This window comes from Desulfobacter latus (assembly GCF_013389365.1).
In the GTDB taxonomy this organism is placed as follows: domain Bacteria; phylum Desulfobacterota; class Desulfobacteria; order Desulfobacterales; family Desulfobacteraceae; genus Desulfobacter; species Desulfobacter latus.
Genome location: NZ_JACADJ010000016.1, coordinates 43,049 through 65,170 on the forward strand (window position 1 = coordinate 43,049; position 22,122 = coordinate 65,170).

22 protein-coding genes and 1 tRNA gene are annotated in these 22,122 nt (G+C 48.9%); 7 read left to right on the forward strand and 16 right to left on the reverse strand.

The window, feature by feature from the left end:
* Positions 1-260: 260 nt before the first annotated feature.
* The 4 genes from HXW94_RS06915 (at position 261) to HXW94_RS06930 (ending at position 3,009) form a co-directional block, all read left to right on the forward strand.
* Positions 261-956, forward strand: a complete 696-nt coding sequence (locus HXW94_RS06915; RefSeq protein WP_178366165.1) for a DVU0298 family protein — start codon at positions 261-263, stop codon at positions 954-956.
* Between the two features lie 12 nt (positions 957-968).
* Positions 969-1,199: a hypothetical protein gene (locus tag HXW94_RS06920; protein WP_178366166.1), complete on the forward strand. Its 231-nt coding sequence runs from the start codon at positions 969-971 to the stop codon at positions 1,197-1,199.
* Positions 1,199-1,396 carry a ferredoxin gene (locus tag HXW94_RS06925; RefSeq protein WP_178366167.1) on the forward strand — a complete coding sequence of 66 codons (198 nt, stop codon included), beginning with the start codon at positions 1,199-1,201 and terminating at the stop codon, positions 1,394-1,396. Before HXW94_RS06920 ends, HXW94_RS06925 begins: the two co-directional genes overlap by 1 nt.
* Before the next feature lie 230 nt (positions 1,397-1,626).
* Positions 1,627-3,009 carry a sigma-54 interaction domain-containing protein gene (locus HXW94_RS06930; RefSeq protein ID WP_178366168.1) on the forward strand — a complete coding sequence of 461 codons (1,383 nt, stop codon included), beginning with the start codon at positions 1,627-1,629 and terminating at the stop codon, positions 3,007-3,009.
* Between the two features lie 9 nt (positions 3,010-3,018).
* Here the strand turns inward: HXW94_RS06930 and clpB are convergent, their stop codons facing one another.
* Complete coding sequence (clpB, locus tag HXW94_RS06935; protein WP_178366169.1) at positions 3,019-5,628, reverse strand: ATP-dependent chaperone ClpB; 2,610 nt, start codon at positions 5,626-5,628, stop codon at positions 3,019-3,021.
* 160 nt (positions 5,629-5,788) lie between these two features.
* Positions 5,789-6,901 carry a tRNA-queuosine alpha-mannosyltransferase domain-containing protein gene (locus HXW94_RS06940; RefSeq protein ID WP_178366170.1) on the reverse strand — a complete coding sequence of 371 codons (1,113 nt, stop codon included), beginning with the start codon at positions 6,899-6,901 and terminating at the stop codon, positions 5,789-5,791.
* 105 nt (positions 6,902-7,006) lie between these two features.
* On the opposite strand from HXW94_RS06940, the gene HXW94_RS06945 reads away from it, so the two are divergent.
* Genes HXW94_RS06945 through HXW94_RS06955 form a run of 3 tightly spaced genes read left to right on the forward strand, consistent with a single transcriptional unit; the run spans position 7,007 to position 9,114 of the window.
* Positions 7,007-7,861 carry a histidinol-phosphatase gene (locus HXW94_RS06945; protein ID WP_178366171.1) on the forward strand — a complete coding sequence of 285 codons (855 nt, stop codon included), beginning with the start codon at positions 7,007-7,009 and terminating at the stop codon, positions 7,859-7,861.
* A gap of 41 nt (positions 7,862-7,902) precedes the next feature.
* Entirely contained in the window at positions 7,903-8,349 is a 447-nt protein-coding gene (dtd, locus tag HXW94_RS06950; RefSeq protein ID WP_178366172.1) for a D-aminoacyl-tRNA deacylase, read from the forward strand.
* A gap of 27 nt (positions 8,350-8,376) precedes the next feature.
* Positions 8,377-9,114, forward strand: coding sequence for an RNA methyltransferase (locus HXW94_RS06955; protein WP_178366173.1), 738 nt, complete (start codon positions 8,377-8,379; stop codon positions 9,112-9,114).
* A gap of 10 nt (positions 9,115-9,124) precedes the next feature.
* Here the strand turns inward: HXW94_RS06955 and HXW94_RS06960 are convergent, their stop codons facing one another.
* The 14 genes from HXW94_RS06960 to HXW94_RS07025 form a co-directional block, all read right to left on the reverse strand.
* Positions 9,125-10,063 carry an RluA family pseudouridine synthase gene (locus tag HXW94_RS06960; RefSeq protein ID WP_178366174.1) on the reverse strand — a complete coding sequence of 313 codons (939 nt, stop codon included), beginning with the start codon at positions 10,061-10,063 and terminating at the stop codon, positions 9,125-9,127.
* 64 nt (positions 10,064-10,127) lie between these two features.
* Entirely contained in the window at positions 10,128-10,664 is a 537-nt protein-coding gene (locus HXW94_RS06965; protein ID WP_178366175.1) for a CarD family transcriptional regulator, read from the reverse strand.
* Positions 10,665-10,750: 86 nt separating this feature from the next.
* The gene (pth, locus tag HXW94_RS06970; protein WP_178366176.1) at positions 10,751-11,329 is read right to left on the reverse strand and encodes an aminoacyl-tRNA hydrolase; all 579 of its coding nucleotides are present in this window, start codon (positions 11,327-11,329) and stop codon (positions 10,751-10,753) included.
* A gap of 131 nt (positions 11,330-11,460) precedes the next feature.
* Positions 11,461-12,108 (reverse strand): 50S ribosomal protein L25/general stress protein Ctc, encoded by a 648-nt coding sequence (locus HXW94_RS06975; protein WP_178366177.1) that lies wholly within the window; start codon positions 12,106-12,108, stop codon positions 11,461-11,463.
* Between the two features lie 58 nt (positions 12,109-12,166).
* Positions 12,167-13,105, reverse strand: a complete 939-nt coding sequence (locus tag HXW94_RS06980; protein WP_178366178.1) for a ribose-phosphate diphosphokinase — start codon at positions 13,103-13,105, stop codon at positions 12,167-12,169.
* Between the two features lie 45 nt (positions 13,106-13,150).
* A tRNA-Gln gene (locus HXW94_RS06985) sits at positions 13,151-13,225 on the reverse strand.
* 12 nt (positions 13,226-13,237) lie between these two features.
* Positions 13,238-14,128 (reverse strand): 4-(cytidine 5'-diphospho)-2-C-methyl-D-erythritol kinase, encoded by an 891-nt coding sequence (gene ispE / locus HXW94_RS06990; protein ID WP_178366179.1) that lies wholly within the window; start codon positions 14,126-14,128, stop codon positions 13,238-13,240.
* Positions 14,128-14,439: a DUF1844 domain-containing protein gene (locus HXW94_RS06995; protein ID WP_178366180.1), complete on the reverse strand. Its 312-nt coding sequence runs from the start codon at positions 14,437-14,439 to the stop codon at positions 14,128-14,130. The genes ispE and HXW94_RS06995 overlap by 1 nt, the downstream gene beginning before the upstream one ends.
* Before the next feature lie 26 nt (positions 14,440-14,465).
* A complete protein-coding gene (gene folD, locus HXW94_RS07000; RefSeq protein WP_178366181.1) occupies positions 14,466-15,362 on the reverse strand; it encodes a bifunctional methylenetetrahydrofolate dehydrogenase/methenyltetrahydrofolate cyclohydrolase FolD in 897 nt (298 codons plus the stop codon).
* A 27-nt stretch (positions 15,363-15,389) separates the two neighbouring features.
* Positions 15,390-17,165 carry a formate--tetrahydrofolate ligase gene (locus tag HXW94_RS07005; RefSeq protein WP_178366182.1) on the reverse strand — a complete coding sequence of 592 codons (1,776 nt, stop codon included), beginning with the start codon at positions 17,163-17,165 and terminating at the stop codon, positions 15,390-15,392.
* Between the two features lie 43 nt (positions 17,166-17,208).
* Complete coding sequence (locus HXW94_RS07010; protein ID WP_178366183.1) at positions 17,209-18,222, reverse strand: type I glyceraldehyde-3-phosphate dehydrogenase; 1,014 nt, start codon at positions 18,220-18,222, stop codon at positions 17,209-17,211.
* Positions 18,223-18,525: 303 nt separating this feature from the next.
* Positions 18,526-19,539 carry an AmmeMemoRadiSam system radical SAM enzyme gene (gene amrS / locus HXW94_RS07015; RefSeq protein ID WP_178366184.1) on the reverse strand — a complete coding sequence of 338 codons (1,014 nt, stop codon included), beginning with the start codon at positions 19,537-19,539 and terminating at the stop codon, positions 18,526-18,528.
* A gap of 120 nt (positions 19,540-19,659) precedes the next feature.
* Positions 19,660-19,881: a DUF5320 domain-containing protein gene (locus HXW94_RS07020; RefSeq protein ID WP_178366185.1), complete on the reverse strand. Its 222-nt coding sequence runs from the start codon at positions 19,879-19,881 to the stop codon at positions 19,660-19,662.
* 546 nt (positions 19,882-20,427) lie between these two features.
* Positions 20,428-21,948 (reverse strand): NAD-dependent succinate-semialdehyde dehydrogenase, encoded by a 1,521-nt coding sequence (locus HXW94_RS07025; RefSeq protein WP_246293776.1) that lies wholly within the window; start codon positions 21,946-21,948, stop codon positions 20,428-20,430.
* Between the last annotated feature and the right edge of the window lie 174 nt (positions 21,949-22,122).

The window sequence follows — 22,122 nt, forward strand, 5'->3', positions numbered from 1 at the left end:
TACTGGGTACTACTGGGTGCTGGGTACTGGGTACTGGGTACTGGGTACTGGGTGATGGGTGATGGAAATTCCTATACTCTTCAAGTTGTTTGATGTGATTCAATGCGGTTTCTCCCGACGCCCAACGATGAAGTCTCCTTCAACAACTCGGCATAAGCCGGTATGGCATAATTTGTGCATTGATACATTACATTAAAAAAACCCCACAAGATAAACCCAAAGACGGTCAACAGCAATTAACTCTTATAAAGAGAACCATCATGAAACCATACGGCAGAAAGACAAAAAAACGGGTGGGCGAAATCCTTGCCCTTGGCAATCGCACCCAGGCTTTGGCCAAACTGGCACAGATACCGGATGCCCAGCTTGTGGGGCATCTGTTCTCTTATTTTTACAACAAAGAAGAACTGATTAAGTTCCGCAGCGTAACCGCCATGGGGGAGCTTGCCGCAAGAGTTGCGGATTATTCCATGGAAAAAGCCAGAATACTTATGAGACGGATCATGTGGAACTTGAACGACGAATCCGGCGGCATCGGCTGGGGGTCCCCCGAGGCCATGGGAGAAATTCTAAGCAAAAGCCCGGCCCTGGCCCGGGAGTTTAAATGCATCCTTTTTTCCTATCTGGATCACGGAGGCAATCACATTGAACATGACATGCTCCAGCGCGGGGTTTTGTGGGGTATTGGTACATATCTTGGAACAGTACCCCAAGGGCTGACCGATATCACCAGGGTACAGCTCCAGGCGCATCTTTCTTCTAAAGACCCGGTAAAGCGTGGATATGCCGTCAGAGCCCTGTCCAATGCCCATGTTCTCGAATCTATGGTTCTGCCGGATTTTATCCAGGCGGACACAACAACCATTGATATTTACACCGGATGGGATTTTACGGCTACCCGTATATCGGATATGGTTCATGCCTGCGCCCCGGAACAGACCCAGGCCGAGAATTAAAGAGAATTTACCATGCTGAAAAAAAAATGTGACAGAAATATCGCAAGCACCATTGAACTGGCACATAGAATGATAGAACTGGCACAGACCGGCTATGAACACCATGAAGACCCCGGATGCGGTGTACTTTATGGAATTTTACTGGATACAGGGTATAAAATTCTTGGTCTTGCCGAAAAAGAAAAACAGGCTCATATGCTGAAAGGCTGGTGGGATGAATCCATTGACAAAGGAGTGATCTAATGCGCATACAAAAGAAACCGGTAGTTGATCTTGGCTGCTGCAACCAGTGCGGGGTTTGTATTGATCTGGCACCCCACGCCTTTGAAATTAATGATGCAGGGTATGTGGATGTACGACCTCTTGACAGGTATGAGGATGACGAAGATATTCTTGAAGCGGTGAAAAACTGCCCCCAAGACTGTATTTCCTGGGAATAGTTCCTCCCCAAAACCAAAACAATTAAACCTTCAGTCCCAGGGGCTTGGAAAAAAACAAAGATTTATTTCCAAGTCCCTTAGCGTGCGGACATTCATTCAGCAAATTCCATTTTTTTCTTTTTACAGATGCAAAAAACCATTGCGTCTGATACACAAATGTGCCATTTAAGAAGCCGGTTCAAGAACAGCTTGGTATTCATTACTGAAAGCGCGTTGCCTGGAAATCAAAAATGGAAAAATTTACACATTCTCTGTTGGATCTGCACAATCTCAACCTCGTGGTAGACAATCTTAAACTGGGCGTCATGGCACATACGACGGACCGCATCATCACTGTTTTTAATAAAGAAGCAGAAAAAATTACCGGATATAGTAAAAAAGAGGTCCTGGGTAAAGACTGCCACGATGTGTTCCAGGGTCCGTTCTGTGGTTCCAAATGTTCCTTTTGCGAGGATTCGCCAAAACTTTCCGGCGGGACCAAAGAGTACCCGATTACCATAGTCACCAAAACAGGGGACACCCGGCATCTGGAAATGACCATTTACTGCATTCCGGATCATGAAGGGGAAATCCAGGGGGTTGTGGCTTCGTTCCGGGATATGACCGATTCCATACGTCTGTCCTTGAAAGCCGAAGATCTTTCCAATTTTGCCGGCATTATCGGCAAGGACAAAGCCATGCAGGACATTTTCCGGGAAATCCGGGATGTGGCCCTGTATAACTACCCGGTTCATGTATCCGGTGAAACCGGTACCGGCAAAGAACGGGTGGCATATGCCATCCATGATATCTCGCCCTACGGCAACGGCAGTTTTGTTCCGGTCAACTGCGGGGCGATCCCCGAAGGCATTGTGGAAAGCGAGCTGTTCGGTCATGTTAAAGGCGCATTCTCAGGAGCGGTCAAGGAACGTAAAGGCCGGTTTGAACTGGCCCATAAAGGCACCCTGTTCCTGGACGAAGTGGCGGAACTGCCCTTGAAAACCCAGGTAAAACTGTTGCGGTTCCTCCAGGAGGGATCTTTTGAAAAAGTCGGTGGCGAAAAAAAAATCAGCGTGGATGTCAGAATTATCTCCGCCACCAACAAAGATCTGGCAAAAGAGGTCCGGGCCGAGCGGTTCAGGGAAGACCTTTATTACCGGCTCAACGTCATTCCCATCCACCTGCCGCCTCTGCGGGAAAGAAAAAACGATATCCCGCTTTTAGCCGAGCATTTCCTGCGGGAGGCGGAAAAAGAGAACAAAAAATCCGTACCGGAACTTGCCCCTGACACCATTCGGGCGATGATGGATTACCACTGGCCCGGCAATGTCAGGGAACTGAAAAATGTGATCCAGTTTGCCGTGGTCCGCTCCCGGGGCAACATTATTCTGCCCACGGATCTTCCCTTTGTATCCAACAGGCAGCCCATGCCGCCTGTTTTATCAAATGAGTCCGCAAAGCCTGGGGGACAGTTCACCCGGGGCAAACTCAATCAGGAGAATGTCCAAGCCGCCCTGGTCAAAACCGGCGGCAACAAATCCAAAGCCGCCCGGGTGTTAGGTGTGGGCCGGGCCACCCTGTACCGCTTTTTAGGTGACCATCCTGAGATTAAAGCCTTTTCAGACACGTTCTGACAGACCGGATTATCCCACAGCCTCCACATTTTTGGGGCCATGACCGGGAACAAGCCGGTCTTTTTCCCGGTCGAGGCGGAAATATACGGTCTCACCTTCCAGATAATCGCCTTTAAGCAATGCCATGGACAGCGGATTTTCAATTTCCTGCTGGATCACACGTTTAAGCGGACGGGCACCAAATCCGGGATCATACCCTTTCTGCGCCAGAAAGTTCATGGCATCATCATCCAGGTGAACAGCCAGATTCCTTGCCGCCAGCCGCCGGTTCAGGGCAGCAATCTGGATGGCGGCAATATCCATGAGGTGTTCGCGTTCCAGGGCATGGAAGGTAATGATCTCATCAATCCGGTTTAAGAACTCCGGCCTGAATGCGTCTTTAAGCGCCTGCTGCACGGCCTGTTCCACCTCATCGGAAAGACCACTCTTCCCGGCTTCAAGCAGGATTCTGGAGCCGATATTGGATGTCATGATGATGATGGTATTCCTGAAATCCACAGTCCGGCCATGACCGTCGGTCATCCGGCCGTCGTCCAAAACCTGGAGCAGGATATTGAACACGTCCGGATGGGCCTTTTCAATCTCGTCAAACAGGATCACACTATAAGGTCTACGCCGCACCGCCTCGGTGAGGTACCCGCCCTCGTCATATCCCACATATCCGGGAGGGGCGCCAATGAGACGGGCCACACTGTGCTTTTCCATGTACTCGGACATATCCAGCCGCACCATGGCGTCCCTGGAATCAAACATAAACTCGGCCAGGGACTTGGCAAGCTCGGTTTTGCCCACACCTGTGGGTCCCATGAAAATAAAGGTACCAATGGGCCGGTCTTCGGGCTGCAAGCCGGATCTGGCCCGTCGCACGGCATTGGAAACCGCATCAATGGCATTTTCCTGGCCGATCACATGTTTGGCAATAGAGGATTCCATGGTGATCAGTTTTTCCTGCTCACCCTGGAGCATCTTGGATACGGGGATGCCGGTCCAGGAGGAGACCACTTCGGCCACGTCAGCCTCTTCCACGTCTTCTTTGAGCATCTTGCAGGTCTGCTGCAGGGTTTCAAGGCTCTGCTTTTTCTCCTCAATTTTTCTATTCAGATCCGCAATAGTACCATAACGGATCTGGGCTGTTTTTTCATAGTCACCGGCACGTTCGGCAAGCTGGGCCTCAGTCTGGAATCGGTCAATCTCCTCCCGCATGGCCGAGATCTCCCGGATAACTGATTTTTCATTATCCCAATGCACCTTCAAGGGACGGATCTCCTCTTCCATGGCTGCGATGTTTTTCTCCAGGTCTTCAAGACGCTCCTTGGAGGCCTTGTCCTTTTCCTTGAGCAGGGCCTGGCGCTCAATGGCCGCCTGGGTCAGCCGTCGCTGAATTTCGTCAATGGCCCGGGGCATGGAGTCAATTTCAATACGAAGCCTGGATGCGCACTCATCAATCAGATCAATGGCTTTGTCCGGCAAAAACCGGTCCGCAATATACCGATCGGAAAGGGTGGCGGCCCCAACCAGGGCGGAGTCCTTGATCCGAATGCCGTGATGCACTTCATATTTTTCCTTCAACCCTCTGAGGATGGAGATGGTGTCTTCCACCGTAGGCTCTTTGGCCATAACCGGCTGGAAACGCCTTTCCAGGGCAGCATCCTTTTCAATATATTTTCTGTACTCGTCCAGGGTCGTGGCCCCCACACAGCGCAGACTGCCCCGGGCCAGGGCGGGTTTAAGCATATTGGAAGCATCCACAGATCCTTCGGCAGCCCCTGCCCCCACCACCGTATGCAACTCGTCGATAAAAAGAACGATTTCACCTTCGGCCGCTTCAACCTCTTTTAGTACCGCCTTAAGACGGTCCTCAAACTCACCCCGGTATTTGGCCCCGGCCAGCAGTGCCCCCATATCCAGGGCGACGACCCGCCGATCTTTCAAGGTTTCAGACACATCGCCTTCCACAATCCGCTGGGCCAGACCTTCCACAATAGCGGTTTTGCCAACGCCCGGTTCGCCGATAAGCACAGGATTATTTTTCCGACGCCGGGACAGGACCTGGACGATTCGCCGAATCTCCTCATCACGACCGATAACCGGGTCCAATTTTCCCTGGCGGGCCAAATCCGTCAGGTCTTTTCCGAATTTTTCCAAAGACTGGTATTTGTCTTCGGGATTCTGGTCGGTCACCCGCTGGTTGCCCCGGATCTCCTTGAGCACGGACAGGATAACGTCCCTTGTAACACCTAAACTTTTAAGGATTTCGCCGGCTTTGTCTTTACCCTGGGTCAGACTGATCAGGATATGCTCAAGGCTGACATACTGATCCTTCATCTTATCAGCCTCTTTATAGGCCAGATCCAACATCTTTCGTCCGGGTTCGGACAGATAGGGCTGCCCCCCGGACACCTTAACCATATTGTCCAGGGCAGAAGAGACAAGCTGTACGGCAGCACCGGGCTCAGCGCCTATTTTATTAAATATGGATACCGCAATACCTTGGTCATCAGCCAGTAGAGCCCCCAGAAAATGAATGGGCTCAATGGCCTGCTGTCCCTTGTCAACCGCAATCGTATGAGCCTTCTGGAACAATTCCTGGGATTTCAACGTTAATTTATCAAGATTCATAATGTATCTCCAATTCTGTATTACTTTTTATTTCTGATGGTGTAAAAGTAATGATCATTTATTATCCGTCAACAGATGTCTTAAATAAAATTTATCCGGCCTTGATCATATTTTAGTGCCTTAGGCCATACGAATTTCCGATAAATTGGATTTATGTTTATCAATGTCTGCGCCGGCCTGATTCGCCGGTCTGGCATAACATCTCATCCCATTTTTGGGCCATATGCACCCAGGAAAACCTTTCGGCATGGGCTGCTAAAGCCACAGTTTTGTCCTGATAGGCGTCAGGCTTAACCAGAATACGTTCCAGCTTGGCTTCCAGGTCAGCATCATCATGATAAATGACATCAGATTTTAAACGTTCGGGGATCAGTTCGGGGTATGACAAGCGATTCGGCAGCAAAGGAAAGCATGCATGGGCCACGGCCTCCATCACTGAAATACCGAAATTCTCCTGGATGGCGGTACTGATCACAACACGGCCCTGGGCCAGCCATTTTCTGTAATCCGCCACCTGTTCCTGGTACCCGCAAACAAGAAGCTCGACATCAAACCGTTTATCAATGCCCTTAAAGGCTTCCGGAACGGAGTCATACTGTTCCCCCATCACTGCCAGGTAAAACAAAATTCCCCGACGCTTAAGCCGTTCCAGCACAGTGAAAAAAGTCTTTGGATTTTTATCATACTCCCACCGGTGGTTCCAGATCACCAACGGTCTGTCAAGGCGGCTTTTCTCCTGTTCCGAAGAAACAACAACCTTGGGGTCCAGCTCAATACCCGGATACAGCACACCGGTTTTACTCCGGATGTTATCCAGAACCCATCCCGGCCGAAGGTCCGGCATTTTACGAATCAGCGATTTTGCAGCACTGAAAAAATCATCTCTGTGGAATTTTGAATTAAAGAACACCTGATCCGCAGCCAGGGCAGATATAATATTGGTAAATCCCAGATGGAAATCTCTTTTTTCACCGGGTTCCAGGGGATAGCTGAGCTGATTTTCATGAAAATACAAGGCCACGGGCGGACATTGTGGCCCTGCCAGGGCTTTAAAATCGGTGACATCCACCATATCCGTGGCAAAGACCAGATCATAATCCGTCAAATTTTTAACCTGTCGGATAAATGCCAAGGCACTGCCGCGCATCCGCCACTTCCAGAATCTGGGGGCAAGGGATAAAATATCCACCTGGTGGCGGGAACAGGCAGCAAAACCATCTGCCACAGCCTTGTGGGATCCGCCGTAAAAAGGTTCAAGCAGTAATATTCTCAAAAAATTTCACCCGAAACAAAAATTTATATTCTTTTTAATTATACTTGGAATCTGTAATAATCCCAACCTTGATTTTACTCCCAGCTTAGTGATAAAGTCCGCTCCATGATTGATTCTGAACTCATATCTTTTCATGGCGGCCATTCAGGCCAGTTCTGCGGCCATGCCCGGGACAGCCTTGAAGACCTGATAAAGGCCTATATCAGCAAAGGATTCAAAGCCGTAGGCATCAGCGAACACATGCCCCCGCCCGAACACCGGCTGCTCTACCCGGATGAGCTTGCGCAAGGCCTCTCAGTCAAAGACCTTGAGTACCGGTTTTCAAAATATTTTACGGAACTGGAACGGCTTAAACAAAAATATAAGCCGGATATCCGGATATTTAAGGGATTTGAGACTGAAACCGTCACCGGTAGCCCGGCCCTGGTGCGGTCGTTGATCCGTGAATTTAATCCCGACTATATTGTGGGTTCAATCCATCATCTCAATGACAGGTGTTTTGATTATTCCAGGCAGGACTATGAGACCATTGCAGCGGATTTTAACGGTCTGGATGCCATGTATACGGCCTATTTTGACGCCCAATATGAAATGATCCTGGATCTGCATCCCTTTGTTGTGGGCCATTTTGATCTTATACGTATTTATGATCCTGACTTTGAGGGACGACTTGACAAGCCCGAAATTGCTGAACGCATCCAGCGCAATCTTGCTGTGATAAAAGATCTGGGGCTGGTGCTGGATTATAACCTGCGCCCCCTTGCCAAAGGAGAAAACATGCCATATCTGACCCCGGCAATTCTGGAAAGGGCAAAAGCCTTGGGCATTCCCGTGGTTCCCGGGGATGACGCACACAGTAAAGAGCAGGCCGGCAAGTTTGTAGACAGAGCGGTCCAGTCCTTAAAAGATATGGGATTTTCCACGAACTGGCCTATACCTTGGTGCATGACGCCTGCCTGACTTTTTTATCCCCGTATTTAAAACAAACCTTAAGGAAGCCGATGAAAGCCATTGTTCAACGGGTTAAAAAAGCCCATGTCACCGTAGACAACACGATCATATCCAGTATTGAAACAGGACTTGCGGTACTTTTGGGCGTGGCCCATGGCGACAAAGAAAAAGATGCCGAATACCTGGTGGACAAAATTATTAACTTAAGAATATTTGAGGATGATAAGGGAAAAATGAACCGGTCTCTTGTTGATGTCAACGGCGAGCTCCTGGTGGTTTCTCAGTTCACGATTATGGCAGACTGCCGCAAGGGACGGCGCCCCTCGTTCACGGATGCAGCCCCACCCGAGCCTGCATGCCGGCTTTACCGCTTTTTTGCTGAAAGGGCGGCTTCACTGGGCGTTGCCGTCAAAAAAGGAAAATTCCAGGCCAATATGGATGTCTCATTGATCAACCAGGGGCCTGTCACCCTGATTCTGGAATCCCCCAAAAACTAAAGTTCAATGCTCAGGGATCAAAAAAACATGAACCATCTCACTATTATCCTGGTCCGACCCCAGGGGCCCATCAATATAGGTGCGGTGTGCCGGGTCATGATGAACTTCGGATGCACCCGGCTGCGTCTTGTCAGTCCCTGCAATGCATATAAATCCCTTGACGCAAAAAAAATGGCCCTATCCGCCTTTCATATCCTTGAACAGGCGCAAATATTTGAAACCCTGGAGCTGGCCCTTTTTGACGTCCATTCCGCCTACGGCACCACCCGCAGGTTCGGCAAATACAGAAAAGATTTTTTAACACCTGCCAGCGCAGGGGCCCGGATCGAAGCCCAGAAACCGGAACATCACAGTGCCCTGGTTCTGGGGCCGGAGGATACCGGTCTTGAGACAAAAGAGCTGGCGCTGTGCCGGTATTTTATCACCATCCCCACCCATGACGGCTACCCATCCATGAATCTGAGCCACGCCCTGGCCGTACTGCTTTACGAAGCATCCCTTAAATCCGGGGCTGTAAAAAAATTCCATGATCCCGGGGTTAAAGCGCCTGCCCGGGGAGAAGAACTTGAATCCATGTTTGCCCACATGAGAAAGACGCTTTTGGATATTGATTATCTTGATCCCCAGAACCCGGATCATCTGCTGCGGACCTACCGCAGGATTTTCTCCAATGCGGGCCTGTCATCCAGGGATGTCAGAATTATCCGGGGACTTTTAAGCCGTATTGACTGGACCGAATCCCAACGCAGATTGAACCAATCCTGATTTTTAATTTCTATTGGGATCCATCAGATAGATGCATCAAAGTGGTTTTGAAATCTTCGGGCATGGGGGCTTCAAAAGACAGGCGCAAACCTGAATAGGGATGACGAAAGGACAGGGTCCAGGAGTGAAGCATCTGACGTGGCATCCTGGGATCTTTTTTACGAAACCGGCGCTCCTGATAAATGCAATCGCCGAAAAGGGGCATACCCTGGTCATAAAAATGGACGCGAATTTGATGGGTTCTGCCGGTGTAAAGCCGGATATCCATAAGACACCCTGAACTAAAACGTTTTATAACGCTGAACCGGGTTTTTGCGTATCTGCCGTTTTCATCCATGACGGCCATGCGTTTGCGATGGTGAGGATGCCGGCCAATGGGCCGCTCAATCACCCCTGCATCCGGTATATTTTTTCCCCGGGCCAGCCCCAGGTAATGCTTTTCCACCCGCCGTTGTTTAAATTCTTTTTGAAGAAATTCAAGGGCCTTCCGGGTTTTGGCAATGAGCATCAACCCGGAGGTATCTTTATCCAGGCGGTGAACAATCCCCGGCCGTTCCCTGTCCCAGCCTTGTTCGCTGAAGCCTGGATAGTAGGCAATCAAGGCGTTGACCAGGGTACCGGACGCATTCCCAGCCCCGGGATGTACCACAAGGCCTGCAGGCTTATCAAGCAAAAGTATATAGTCATCCTCGTAAAGGATATTCAAAGGGATTGATTCCGGGCTAAGGGGTTTTCTATCCTGTTGATCCGGTGAGGGGAGATCCCCTTCAATCAAATCTTTGGGCTTAACCTTATAAGCAGGGCGTTTACACTCGTGGTTCACCAAAATCAAGCCCTGAGAAATCAGACTTGAAACCCTGGAACGGGATATCCGGGTTTGGGAATCCGCAACAGCCTGGTCAAGTCTGACACCAGCCTGATCCGGTGAAATTTCTATCTTTATGTGCATGAAAAACACAAAACCGGCAGGGCGCCACCTGCCGGGATTTTTATTTTATCAGAATTTAACGTGTTTAGTTAAACAGATTTTCAATCTCTTTAATCATGTGCGCTTCATCAACATCTTTGGCCATGGAAAGTTCCTGAACTAGAAGATTCTGAGCAGTATCAAGAAGTTTTCTTTCACCGAAACTAAGATCTTTTTCAAGCTTAAGCTGGAAAAGATCCCGGAATACCTCAGCCACATCATAGATTGACCCGGTTTTGATCTTATCCATGTACTCTCTGTAGCGACGATTCCAGGTCTGATTGTCACAGGCCTGGGCCTTTTTCTGCATAACCTCATAAACCTGGGGCACTTCAGTCTCAGGAATGACTTCCCGCAAACCTACGGATTCAACATTGGATGTAGGGATCATGATTGTCATACCGTTTTCCACAATTTTCATCATGTAGAAATTCATGGTATCCCCATTTATTTCCTGGCTTTCGATGGATTCAATACAGCCGACACCATGTGCAGGATAAACCGCCATGTCGCCCTTTGAAAACGCTGTTTTGGTTGACTTGCTAGTTTCTTTAGCCTTGGTTGTCCCAGATTGTTTTGCCATTTTTTGCCTGCCTTATTATTTTAAAGATACACGTTATCCATTCTTAAGCAGAAAACCATATCTAAACAATATTGTCAACTTATTAATTAATTTGAGGAATTAACAAGATTCATGGCCTTGACCACCCCTTTTTCCAGAATAGAGAGACAGGCGTCACAGGCATCATCAGTAACCTGATCCAGGCAGGCTTGCTCATCCGGGGTATATTTACCCAGGACATGTCCAGTCACAGACCTGTCACTCCCAGGTCGGCCAATACCCACCCGAACCCGGACAAAATCCTTTTGTCCAAAGGCATCAATAATTGAACGGATACCTTTATGGCCGCCATGCCCCCTGCCCTGAACAATTTTTATCGTTCCAAAGGCAAGATCCATGTCATCATGGACCACAATGATATCCGCTATATTGATTTTAAAATAGGCTGCCAGCTTCTGGATGGGAATACCGCTTCTGTTCATATACGAAAGGGGCTTAACCAGAAGTATCTCCTGGAGCCCCATATGTGCGCCGGTGTAGGCGGCATTAAACTTTTGCTTGTTCACACGGCACCCGGCTCGGTCCGCCAACGCATCAATTACATCAAAGCCAATATTATGACGGGTCCGGGAATACTGATCTCCAGGATTTCCCAGCCCCGCTAATAATCGTTTTGAGTCAGCCATGACTTTATAAGAAATTAGAGACAAGATACAAGGAACAAGAGAACGAAGCGCCTGCAGCGACCATTTTAGCCTGCATTATTAGCACATTAGAACAAAAAAAATAAAACGGCCACATAAAACAAACGTTGTATCTATTCAGCAGCAGCTTCAGTCTCACCCGCAGCGCCTTCAGCAACTTCACCAATTTCAGCTTCTTCTTCAAGTTCCTCTTCTTCTGAGACACTCTCAGGCGGAACAATGGTGACTACGGTAAAATTGGTATCAAACGGAATCTCAATTTCGGCACCCAAGTCAATATCCGCCACATGAATGCCATCCCCGATCTCCAGTTCTGAGATATCGAGTTTAACACTTTCCGGGGTATCTTTAGGTTTACAAATTACTTCGAGCTCACGACGAATAATCTGGAGCATTCCGCCTTCTTTAACGCCGGCGCTGACACCTTCGGTTTCAACCGGAACAACAATGGATATTTTTGCATCCATATCAATTTCATGAAAATCAATATGTTGATAGCGCAGACCAAAAGGATCCATCTGAAAATCCTTGAGCATGGCCCTTCTACTGGTTTCTCCTTCGATTTCCAGATCAAAAAAGAGACCTGTAGTACCGTTTTCCCGGATCACCTTATCAAAAGAAGCAGCATCAATCGACACTTTTACAGGCTCCTTTTTCGCGCCATAAACAATGCCCGGAATAGCGTTGTCTGCCCGTAATCTTCTGGCAGCACCCTTGCCGGTAGCCTCTCTTTTTGCGACACTTAATTCTATAAGTTCCATCTTAACCCTTTCGTACCCGCCCTTTCACACAAAAGGCAGGTTGATCAAATATATCTTTTTATACAAATAAAGAATTTACAGAATCTCCCCTGTAGCTGCGCATAATAGCCTCTCCGACAAGTTTTGCAATGGAAAGCGTCTTTATCTTGCCACAGGAACGGGCCTTTTCCGACAAGGGGACGGTATCCGTTGCAACAAGGGAGCTCAAAGATGATTGTGTTATTCTGTCAATGGCCGGACCCGACAATACCGGATGGGTACAATAGGCATGCACTTCTTTGGCACCCTTCTCCCTGATGACACCGGCAGCCTCGGTCAATGTTCCTGCAGTATCAACCATGTCATCAATAACCAGGGCGATTTTGTCTTTGACATCTCCAATGATGGCCATGGCCTTGGCCTGGTTGGGTGCGCTGCGGCGTTTATCCACGATGGCAAGGCCGGCATCCAACCGCTTGGCATAGGCCCTGGCACGTTCCACCCCGCCTGCATCCGGAGAGACAACAATAATATCATCACTGAAACGAATTTTTATATCGTCAATAATAATGGGGGCGGCATACAGGTTATCCACGGGGACATTGAAAAAACCTTGAATTTGTCCGGCATGCAGATCCATGGTGATCACCCTGTCAACACCGGTTCGTTCAAGCAACTCTGCAACCACCTTTGCACTGATGGGCACCCGGGGAGCAACCTTCTTGTCCTGGCGGGAATATCCGAAATAGGGAATTACCGCAGTCACCCGGGCGGCAGAGGAGCGCCTGAAGGCATCAACAAGCAGCAGAAGTTCCACCAAATTATCGTTCACAGGCTTGCATGTGGATTGAATGACATAAACTTCTCGCCGACGTACATTTTCATGAATCTCGACCTGGGTCTCCCCATCACTGAAACGGTTGACTTTTAATCGCCCCAGAGGTTTGGCCAAATATTCCGATATTCTTTCTGCAAGCGGGGCATTGGAGTTTCCGGCAAAAATTGACAGGCCGTTCATAATAAACCTCTTTGTTTTCTAACCATTTCTGGCCCTTTAAAATTGTGGCTGGGGCGAGAGGATTCGAACCTCTGAATGCAGGGATCAAAACCCTGTGTCTTACCACTTGACGACGCCCCAAAACTTTTTATATCAGCCATTCCCAAGCCCGATCCGGGAAAGAAAAACAAATTTCATATTTCCCGGCCGCGCCTGCAAAAGCGTTTCATAATTTCTTTCGGCCATATTGTGGTCCGAATAAATCGCAAAAAGAGACGAGCCGCTTCCAGACATATATACATTTCTTCCGAGCAACAACGCCATCTCTTTCTTTGCAATACCGATCTCAGGGTATAAACTGCATGCCGGTCCCTCAAGATCATTATGCAAAATTTCCCTGCCATCAAGCTTTTTTCCGAATGGCAGTACATTCGAACTCGGATTTATAATATATGAAGGGGTGAATGTCAATCCAAATTCCAACTTTCTGAAAACATCTATGGTTGACGCAGGCACCCCCGGATTGACAATAATCACCGACAGAGCCGGCATATGCCTGCAGGGGACAAGTTTTTCGCCTGCGCCGGAGGCAAACGCAGGCACTCCGGAAATAAAAAAAGGAACATCCGCCCCCAGGGTCAAACCTAAACGCATCAGTTGATTTGTGGAAAACGGCGTTTCGCTATATTCATTCAAGGCCAGCAGCACACAGGCGGCATTGGAACTACCGCCGCCAAGTCCGCCGCATACGGGAATTTTTTTTTCAATATAAATTGTCAGATGATCAAACCCATAATCCCCTTTTTTTTCAATCATTGCAGACCTGAAAAGGGCAGCGGCCCTGCATGCCAGGTTCGTATCATCTTCAGGCACATCCGGGTGGCTGCACACCGCCCGGATGCCGTTGCCCGACCGGACAATTTCCAGGCGGTCGGCAAGTGTCAGCGGGGCCATGAGGGAAAACAGCTCGTGGTAACCGTCAGCCCGCCGGCCCGTGACATAAAGAAACAAATTAATTTTAGCAGGAGAACGCCGTACCGGCATCAGGCCTTCGCCTCCACATAGGCCATGCGCAACTCACTGAGCAGGGCTTTAAGCAGATTCTCCTCTTCCCCGGTCAGATTGCCTGCTGTTTTCCCCTGGAGCATTGCAATCATCTCAATGGTGTGTTTTGCCATTTCCAGATCTTTTGTTTTTTTTCCGGTGGCGGGCTCCGCCACGGTGCCAAGCTGAACAAGACCGGATGAATACAAAGACAAAATAAAGCTTGAAAAATCTATCCTGGGCAGTGCGCTTTCAGCGGCCGATCCATCAGTTTGCGCCTCATTCATTACAAATCCATTTCCTTGGGCCATATTTCCTCCTTTGTGTCACAGAATTTTTATAAATCTCCCAGGGCATACAGGGCGGCTTTCAGGGTATTTTTCATAAGCATGGCAATGGTCATAGGTCCGACGCCACCGGGAACAGGGGTAATTTTTCCTGCAATTTTCCTGGCTGCGTCAAAGTCCACGTCACCTTTCAGGATGGCTTTTTGGGTAGATTCGTTCATACCCACACGGTTAACACCGACATCAATAACCGTGGCACCCGGTTTGATCCATTCGGGCTTAACAAGACCAGGCACACCGGCTGCAACAATTAGAATATCAGCACGTTTGCAATGGGCGGCAAGATCTTTGGTCTTTGTATGAACAATGGTTACGGTAGCGTTGGCGCAAACACTTTTCTGAACCATCATCATGGCAATGGGTTTGCCGACGATATTGGAACGTCCCACCACAACAACCTCTGCGCCGCTGGTTTGCGTGCCGGAACGGACGATCATCTCCTGGATACCGGCCGGCGTGCAGGGCAGGAACCTGGCTTCTTCACAGTTGATCATCAAACGGCCGACATTAACAGGATGAAATGCATCCACGTCCTTGTCCGGATTGATGGCATTAATCACCTTTTTTTCATCAATATGCTTGGGCAGCGGTAATTGAACCAGAATGCCATGAATATCGGGATCATTGTTGTATTTATCGATCAAAGCCAGCAGATCCGCTTCGCAGATATCTTCGGGCTGATCATCCTGAATCTCATTAAAACCAACCGACAAAGCTGTTTTTACTTTCAAGGTTACATAGCTGACAGATCCCGGATCTTTACCCACAAGAATGGTCGCCAGACCAGGCACTTTGTCGTGTTTGGCCTTCATTCGGTCAACATCCGCCTTAATTTCAGCCAAAATAGTCTTTCTTATCTCGGTTCCGCTAATGATTTCTGCGGTCATGCCGTTTCTCCTGTTATGATCTTAGAATTAGAATATACCTTGAACCTTACCGGTTTCAACATCAACATCAATGCGCTTAAAGGCCGGGTTGGAACAAGTGCCCGGCATCAGTGAAATATCGCCGGCAACAGGAACGATGAAGCCCGCCCCCCTGTAGATCAGGACTTCGCGGATGGCCAGTCTCCAATCTGCGGGAACCCCCTTAAGTGCAGAGTTATCAGACAAAGACAGGTGCGTTTTGACCATGCACACCCCCATTTTGGAAACGTCCGGATCGTCCTGAAGCAGCGCCAGTTTCCTGTCGGCAACAGGAGCGTAATCAACACCACAAGCACCGTAAACTTCTTTGGCAATAAGTTCAATTCTTTGTTTAAGCGGCATATCCAGCATGTAGAGAAACTTGAATTCCGTTTTTTCCTCACATGCGTCCACAACAGCGTGAGCAAATTCAATGGCACCCGCACCGCCTTTTTCCCAGTGGCGGGAAAGCGCTACCCTTTCACCTTCCGCCTCGACCAGCTCACGAACCTTGGCAATTTCAGCCGCCGTGTCAGTATAAAAGGCATTGATGCAAACAACCGGAGATATACCGGCTTTACGCACGTTGCGGATGTGGTGGATGAGATTGGCGCATCCTTTTTCAACCCATTCAACGTTTTCAGTGTCGTACGCGTCAGGCATGGGCTTACCCGGAACAGGCACAGGCGCACCGCCGTGGCACTTCAAAGCACGGATCGTTGCAACAACAACGGCACAGTCAGGTTTCAGCCCGGAGTAGCGGCATTTCAGGTTCCAGAACTTTTCAAAACCAATGCCGGCACCAAAACCTGATTCAGTCACGTGGTAGTCAGCCAGTTTCAAGCCGACTTTGTCGGCAACGATGGAACTCTGGCCAATGGCAATGTTGGCAAAAGGTGCGGCATGAACAATAACAGGCTGGCCTTCCAGGGTCTGCATCAAAGAGGGTTTCATGGCATCAACCATCCAGGCGGTCATGGCACCGGCCACCTGTAAGTCTTCGGTGGTCACAGGAGCGCCTTTTTTGGTGTATGCCACAACGATTTTGCCCATTCTTTCACGCAGGTCTTTAAGGTCCGTGGCCAGGGACAAAATGGCCATAACTTCCGAAGACACGGCAATACCGAATTTGGATTTCATCATGAAACCGTCAAACTTGCCGTTTACACCGTCAATACCGATAATGATGTTACGCAGGGCCTGGGAGCAGAAATCCATAACCCAGCCCATTTCAATGTTGGTGGGATCAATATCGATTCGCTTCATACCGGAGAGACGTTCCAGCTGCTCGTCCGTATAGTTTCTTTCATGCTGTAAACGGGCGGTCAGGGCAACCATGGCCAGGTTGTGGGCGTTCATGATGGCGTTGATGTCACCGGTAAATCCTAAAGAGAAGGGGGTTAAAGGAATGCACTGGGCCAAACCGCCGCCGGCGGCAGACCCTTTGATGTTCATGGTCGGGCCGCCTGAGGGTTGACGAATGGCGGCGGAAACACTTTTTCCAAGTTTTCCAAGGCCCTGCACCAGGCCTATGGCTGAGGTGGATTTGCCTTCGCCCAGCGGGGTGGGGGTAATGGCGGTGACATCAATATACTTGCCGTTGGGCTTATCGTTAAGACGGTCAAGCACTTTCATGAAATCAATTTTACCAATGTAATGTCCATGTGGCAACAATTCTTCTTTGGTTAACCCGAGTTTTTCACCAATTTTATAAATGGTGAGCATCTCTTTTTCCGCTTCTTCTGCAATTTCCCAATCAGCATGTTTGATTGGATTCAACGCCATGGCCAAACTCCTTTCACTTGATGATTGAGTTTCACTTTTTTATTTATTTGTCAAGGGCGGCAATTGTGGTGTCAAGCATCCGGTTGGAATATCCCCACTCATTGTCAAACCAGGCCTGAATTTTTACAAGCCGCGATCCCGATACCCGGGTCTGGAGCAGATCAACAATGGCGGATCTGGGATCATGGTTAAAATCACAGGAGACCAGTTGTTCATCATTCACCCCTAAAATGCCTTTTAAATCTGATTTTGCGGCCCGGGTAAGCAGATCATTAATCTGATCCGCATTGGTATCCACCGCCACCACAAGGGCAATGTCCATAATGGACACATTGGTGGTGGGAACCCGGATGGCCAGGGTTTCAAATTTGTTATCCAGATGGGGCAGAATCCTGCCGATCCCCTTTGCAAGGGAGGTGGTCACCGGAATAATGGACTGCAGGGCAGACCTTGTTTTTCGCAGATCCGTATTATATGCGTCAATTACCGGCTGGTCGTTCATGGCGGAGTGAATGGTGGTGATTGAACCGCTGTCAATGCCAAGCACAGCGTCAATGACACTCAAAATAGGGATCAGGCAGTTCGACGTGCAGGACGCATTGGAAATAACAGCATGTCCGGCTTTCAGACGATCGTGATTCACCCCATATACAATGGTGGCATCCATTTCATCTTTGCCGGGATGGGAATAAATAACCTTTGGGGCACCGGACAGGATATGCAGTTTGGCGGCCTGTCTGTCATTAAAGATACCGGTGCAGTCCAGTACGGCATCCACCTTAAGATCTTTCCAGGGCAGGCGCCCAATATTTTTTTCCTGAAGCAGACAGATGTCATCGTTTTCAATAGCCATCCCCCGGGCGGTTTTCCTCACATCCCCGGGAAACCGTCCATGGGTGGAATCAAACCGGGTCAGATGAAATACCGTATCCGGATGCCAGGCTTCATTAACGGCCACAAGGCAAAGCGTGTTTCTATATACCCTGGACTCATAAAGGGCACGCACAACACAACGTCCGATCCGTCCATATCCGTTCACTGCTATCCTGTATGCCATTACCAGACTTCCTGAACCAATTTGGGTTAATAAAAACCCTTCTAATACCTGGGAAATAGGATCGATGTCAAGAAGCCGCACGCTGAATACAATAGAATTTAAGGCCCATGGTCAAAATAAAATCGCCCATCTGCTTGTCTTTTAAGCCGCCCTCGGCGTTACGCCAACAGATATTAGGAACAATCTGATTACGTTGGCGTGCCTTGGCGGCGACTTAAAATCCGGCGCATCTGTGGCAGATTTAATTTCGATCATGGGCCTAAACACAGACGCCTGAAGACCGGAAAAAAATCTTTCTCACGTTCACATGCCCACACCATCAATTTTTGTCCCGCAGTCAGGGCATTTTCCATTTTGCAAGTCATTTCGCATGAACCCCAAACCAGAGCGTTCAATAACAACAGTCCCGCAGTCAGGGCAGTAAGTATTCTCACCGGCTTCACCCGGAACATTACCCTCATATACATAGCGGAGGCCTTCTTCCATGCCGATGTCACGAGCGCGGCGGAGCGTGCCCACCGGGGTCAATGGCCGATCCATCAGCTTATAGGTGGGATAAAACCGGGTGACGTGCCAAGGCACTTCGAGGCCGACACTTTTTACAAAACGGGCGATATCCCGCAGTTCGTCATCTTCATCATTCAGGCCGGGTATGATAAGCGTTGTGGTTTCAACCCACACGCCCAATTTTTTCATCAGCCGGATCGTTTCTAAAACGGGCTTTAGACGGGCACCGCAGATCTCCTTGTAAAACTTGTCGGTAAAGGCTTTAACGTCGATATTAATAGCATCCAGATATGGCGCAATTTGGTATGCGGCTTTGCTGCTCATATAGCCATTGCTTACAAATATGTTTTTTATTCCTTCTTTTTGAGCCAGCATGGCCGTATCATGAGCAAATTCAAAGAATATCGTGGGCTCGGTGTATGTATAGGCGATAGTTTCACAACCGGCAGATTTTGCGGCTGCGACAATTTGTTCAGGTATGCGATCCTGGCCGATGATTTCCCCCTTATGCCTCTGGGGGTATTGAGAGATATCAAAATTCTGGCAATGCTTACAGCGGAAATTACACCCCACGGTTCCGATAGAAAATGCCCTTGAGCCCGGCAAAAAGTTAAATAAAGGTTTTTTTTCTATGGGATCGATATGCTCGGCAATGATCTTGCCGTATACAAGACTGTAAAGTTTTCCATCCTGATTTTCCCTAACACCGCAAATCCCCCTTTTACCCGCTTGGATCTTGCACCCATGATTACAAAGATTGCAGCGTACCCTGTTCCCGTCAAGAGATTCATAAAGCAAGGCGTCTTTCATTATCTTGCCTCCGTTTCTATTTTTCAATAATCGAGTATTTGTAGTTGATATGGTAGACACCTCCTTGCATTGCCCGTACCGTCTTTTTCACGGGCAATGCATATACTTATAGTGCGCCCCTTATGCCCTTGTCATCGCAGCCCCGCATTTAGGGCATTTTAAATCAAAACAGGAAACGCCCAACTCGTGGGGCACTCTTTGCCCACATTCAGGACAAACACAGTCTCCGCCGGGGCCTGCGCCGAATCCACCGCCTCGACCGCGGCCGCCTCCACTTTGCCCTCTGCCCCTGCCTGTACCGGGGCCTTGGCCTTTTGGCCCGGTTCCGTCTCTTCTCGGCATTTTTACCTCCTTTGGTTTGCAAGTTTCTTTTTTATCGTGACCTGAAGACAAGATTTTTAAGTCTTATTTCAGTTTCAGAATCTCATCTGCCATCATATGTGTTGATCAATTGCACAGAAATCGTCGATTTTAGTCAAACTGTTATTTACGGATTGGGTAGATGATTCAGCTCTGCTCTGAACGAATATCGAAAAGTGAGTTAGAAAAATCTTTATATGTCTTCAAGAATTGAGTCAGTTTAATAAAATTAAATATAAAACGCCCAAATGAGCCTTGTCAATAAAAATATGAACAATCTTGAATATTTGAATCAATTTTAAATATGACTCTTTTTAGTTGAGAAACTCGTACAAAGATACAAAGATTTTTATTTGACTTTCTGATCCGTTGTCTTTTTGAGGCTTTGTGAGAGAATAACTTTAGCGGGTGTGATTCCAACTCCGATAGACGGCCTACAAATTTTGATGGCCCTAACCTGGGAGCGCGGGCGTTCCGCTCCCAGGTTAAACTATTTCGCTTCGTTCCTAAATCCCCAGATAGGCCTCTTTATCGGCTATCCACCATCTGCTGCTCCCCGCCGGACATGGTCAGGGCGGTTTGATTTTCCCGTTGTTGCCCTAAATCCATGCACATGTATTTGATTTCCAGATAATCGTCCAGCCCATATTTTGAGCCTTCCCGGCCGTTACCCGACGCTTTGACACCGCCAAAAGGCGCCACTGCGTTGGAAATAATACCGGAATTGATACCCACCAGGCCATATTCCAGTTTTTCTCCGATGCGCCAGCTTCTGCCCAGATCTCTGGTATAAAAATAGGCCGCCAGCCCAAATTCCGTATCATTGGCTTTGCGGACCACTTCATCTTCCGTGTCAAACTTGAAAATCGGGGCCAGGGGACCAAAGGTTTCCTCTTTGGCCACCCGCATATCATCGGTGACATCCGCAACAATGGTGGGCGCAAAAAAGGAGCCGCCCAGGGCATGGCGCGTACCGCCGGCCAGGATTTTCCCGCCCTTGCTTACGGCATCTTGGATGTGGCTTTCCACGGTTTCCACGGCCGCCAGATCAATGAGCGGACCCAACTGAACCCCGTCATCAAAGCCGTTGCCCACCTTAAGGGCTTGAACGGCCGTTGTCAGCTTCCGGCAAAATTCATCATACACGCCGGCCTGGACATACATCCGGTTGGCACACACACAGGTCTGACCCGAATTACGGTATTTGCAGGCCATGGCACCTTCCACCGCCGCATCAATATCGGCATCGTCAAACACAATAAACGGGGCGTTTCCTCCCAGTTCCATGGAAAGCCGCTTCATGGTACCGGCGCAGTCCCGCATCAATTGTTTACCCACCTGGGTGGAGCCGGTAAAGGTCAGTTTACGGACAATGGGGTTGGCCGTAAGTTCCCCGCCAATGGCCGAAGAGGAACCGGTCACCACATTGAACACCCCTTTGGGCACCCCGGCCTGCTGCCCAAGTTTTGCAATGGCCAGTGCGGAAAAAGGGGTGGCTGTGGCCGGTTTCACCACCATGGTGCAACCGGCGGCCAGGGCTGCACCTGCCTTTCTGGTGATCATGGCACTGGGAAAATTCCACGGGGTAATGGCACCCACTACTCCCACAGGCTGCTTGATCACCACCAGGCGCTGGGAAGCCACGGTCTGGGGGATCACATCTCCGTACACCCGTTTGGCCTCTTCGGCAAACCATTCAAAAAAGGCCGCGGCATAGGTGATCTCTCCCTGGGATTCCGCCAGGGGTTTACCTTGCTCTGCGGTCATGATCGCAGCTAAATCCGCCTGATTGTCCATGAGCAGGTCGTACCACTTTCGCAGGACGGCCGAGCGCTCTCCGGCGGTTTTGGACCGCCAGCCATCCAGACTTTCATTGGCCGCGTTAATTGCCCTTTGTGTTTCTTCTGTACCACAAAAGGGCACCGTACCAAGAACCTTTCCTGTGGCAGGATTGGTTACATCAACGGTTTTTCCGCTGTCTGCGTTTACCCACTCATCTTGAATAAAACAATGCCGGCACAGGAGATCCGGTTTTTTTAATTTCAGCATGTTAACTCCTTTTGTTAGCCGGCCAGACCAACCAGTCCAGCTTCCATTAGGTTACAAAATTATATCAAATAGTAATTTAAAGAATTAAACTTACGACTCAAATAGAATTTTTTTATTAAAATGCAAGCACTTTAAATGGCTGAAACCCACAGCCTCTATTCCTTATCCTTATAA

What these genes read in the sequence shown, in the direction of transcription:
- HXW94_RS06915 (WP_178366165.1), top strand. Translation starts at nt 261, where the DNA reads ATGAAACCATACGGCAGAAAGACAAAAAAACGGGTGGGCGAAATCCTT.
- HXW94_RS06920 (WP_178366166.1), top strand. Translation starts at nt 969, where the DNA reads ATGCTGAAAAAAAAATGTGACAGAAATATCGCAAGCACCATTGAACTG.
- HXW94_RS06925 (WP_178366167.1), top strand. Translation starts at nt 1,199, where the DNA reads ATGCGCATACAAAAGAAACCGGTAGTTGATCTTGGCTGCTGCAACCAG.
- HXW94_RS06930 (WP_178366168.1), top strand. Translation starts at nt 1,627, where the DNA reads ATGGAAAAATTTACACATTCTCTGTTGGATCTGCACAATCTCAACCTC.
- clpB (WP_178366169.1), bottom strand. Translation starts at nt 5,628, where the DNA reads ATGAATCTTGATAAATTAACGTTGAAATCCCAGGAATTGTTCCAGAAG.
- HXW94_RS06945 (WP_178366171.1), top strand. Translation starts at nt 7,007, where the DNA reads ATGATTGATTCTGAACTCATATCTTTTCATGGCGGCCATTCAGGCCAG.
- dtd (WP_178366172.1), top strand. Translation starts at nt 7,903, where the DNA reads ATGAAAGCCATTGTTCAACGGGTTAAAAAAGCCCATGTCACCGTAGAC.
- HXW94_RS06955 (WP_178366173.1), top strand. Translation starts at nt 8,377, where the DNA reads ATGAACCATCTCACTATTATCCTGGTCCGACCCCAGGGGCCCATCAAT.
- HXW94_RS06960 (WP_178366174.1), bottom strand. Translation starts at nt 10,063, where the DNA reads ATGCACATAAAGATAGAAATTTCACCGGATCAGGCTGGTGTCAGACTT.
- HXW94_RS06965 (WP_178366175.1), bottom strand. Translation starts at nt 10,664, where the DNA reads ATGGCAAAACAATCTGGGACAACCAAGGCTAAAGAAACTAGCAAGTCA.
- pth (WP_178366176.1), bottom strand. Translation starts at nt 11,329, where the DNA reads ATGGCTGACTCAAAACGATTATTAGCGGGGCTGGGAAATCCTGGAGAT.
- HXW94_RS06975 (WP_178366177.1), bottom strand. Translation starts at nt 12,108, where the DNA reads ATGGAACTTATAGAATTAAGTGTCGCAAAAAGAGAGGCTACCGGCAAG.
- HXW94_RS06980 (WP_178366178.1), bottom strand. Translation starts at nt 13,105, where the DNA reads ATGAACGGCCTGTCAATTTTTGCCGGAAACTCCAATGCCCCGCTTGCA.
- ispE (WP_178366179.1), bottom strand. Translation starts at nt 14,128, where the DNA reads ATGCCGGTACGGCGTTCTCCTGCTAAAATTAATTTGTTTCTTTATGTC.
- HXW94_RS06995 (WP_178366180.1), bottom strand. Translation starts at nt 14,439, where the DNA reads ATGGCCCAAGGAAATGGATTTGTAATGAATGAGGCGCAAACTGATGGA.
- folD (WP_178366181.1), bottom strand. Translation starts at nt 15,362, where the DNA reads ATGACCGCAGAAATCATTAGCGGAACCGAGATAAGAAAGACTATTTTG.
- HXW94_RS07005 (WP_178366182.1), bottom strand. Translation starts at nt 17,165, where the DNA reads ATGGCGTTGAATCCAATCAAACATGCTGATTGGGAAATTGCAGAAGAA.
- HXW94_RS07010 (WP_178366183.1), bottom strand. Translation starts at nt 18,222, where the DNA reads ATGGCATACAGGATAGCAGTGAACGGATATGGACGGATCGGACGTTGT.
- amrS (WP_178366184.1), bottom strand. Translation starts at nt 19,539, where the DNA reads ATGAAAGACGCCTTGCTTTATGAATCTCTTGACGGGAACAGGGTACGC.
- HXW94_RS07020 (WP_178366185.1), bottom strand. Translation starts at nt 19,881, where the DNA reads ATGCCGAGAAGAGACGGAACCGGGCCAAAAGGCCAAGGCCCCGGTACA.
- HXW94_RS07025 (WP_246293776.1), bottom strand. Translation starts at nt 21,948, where the DNA reads ATGCTGAAATTAAAAAAACCGGATCTCCTGTGCCGGCATTGTTTTATT.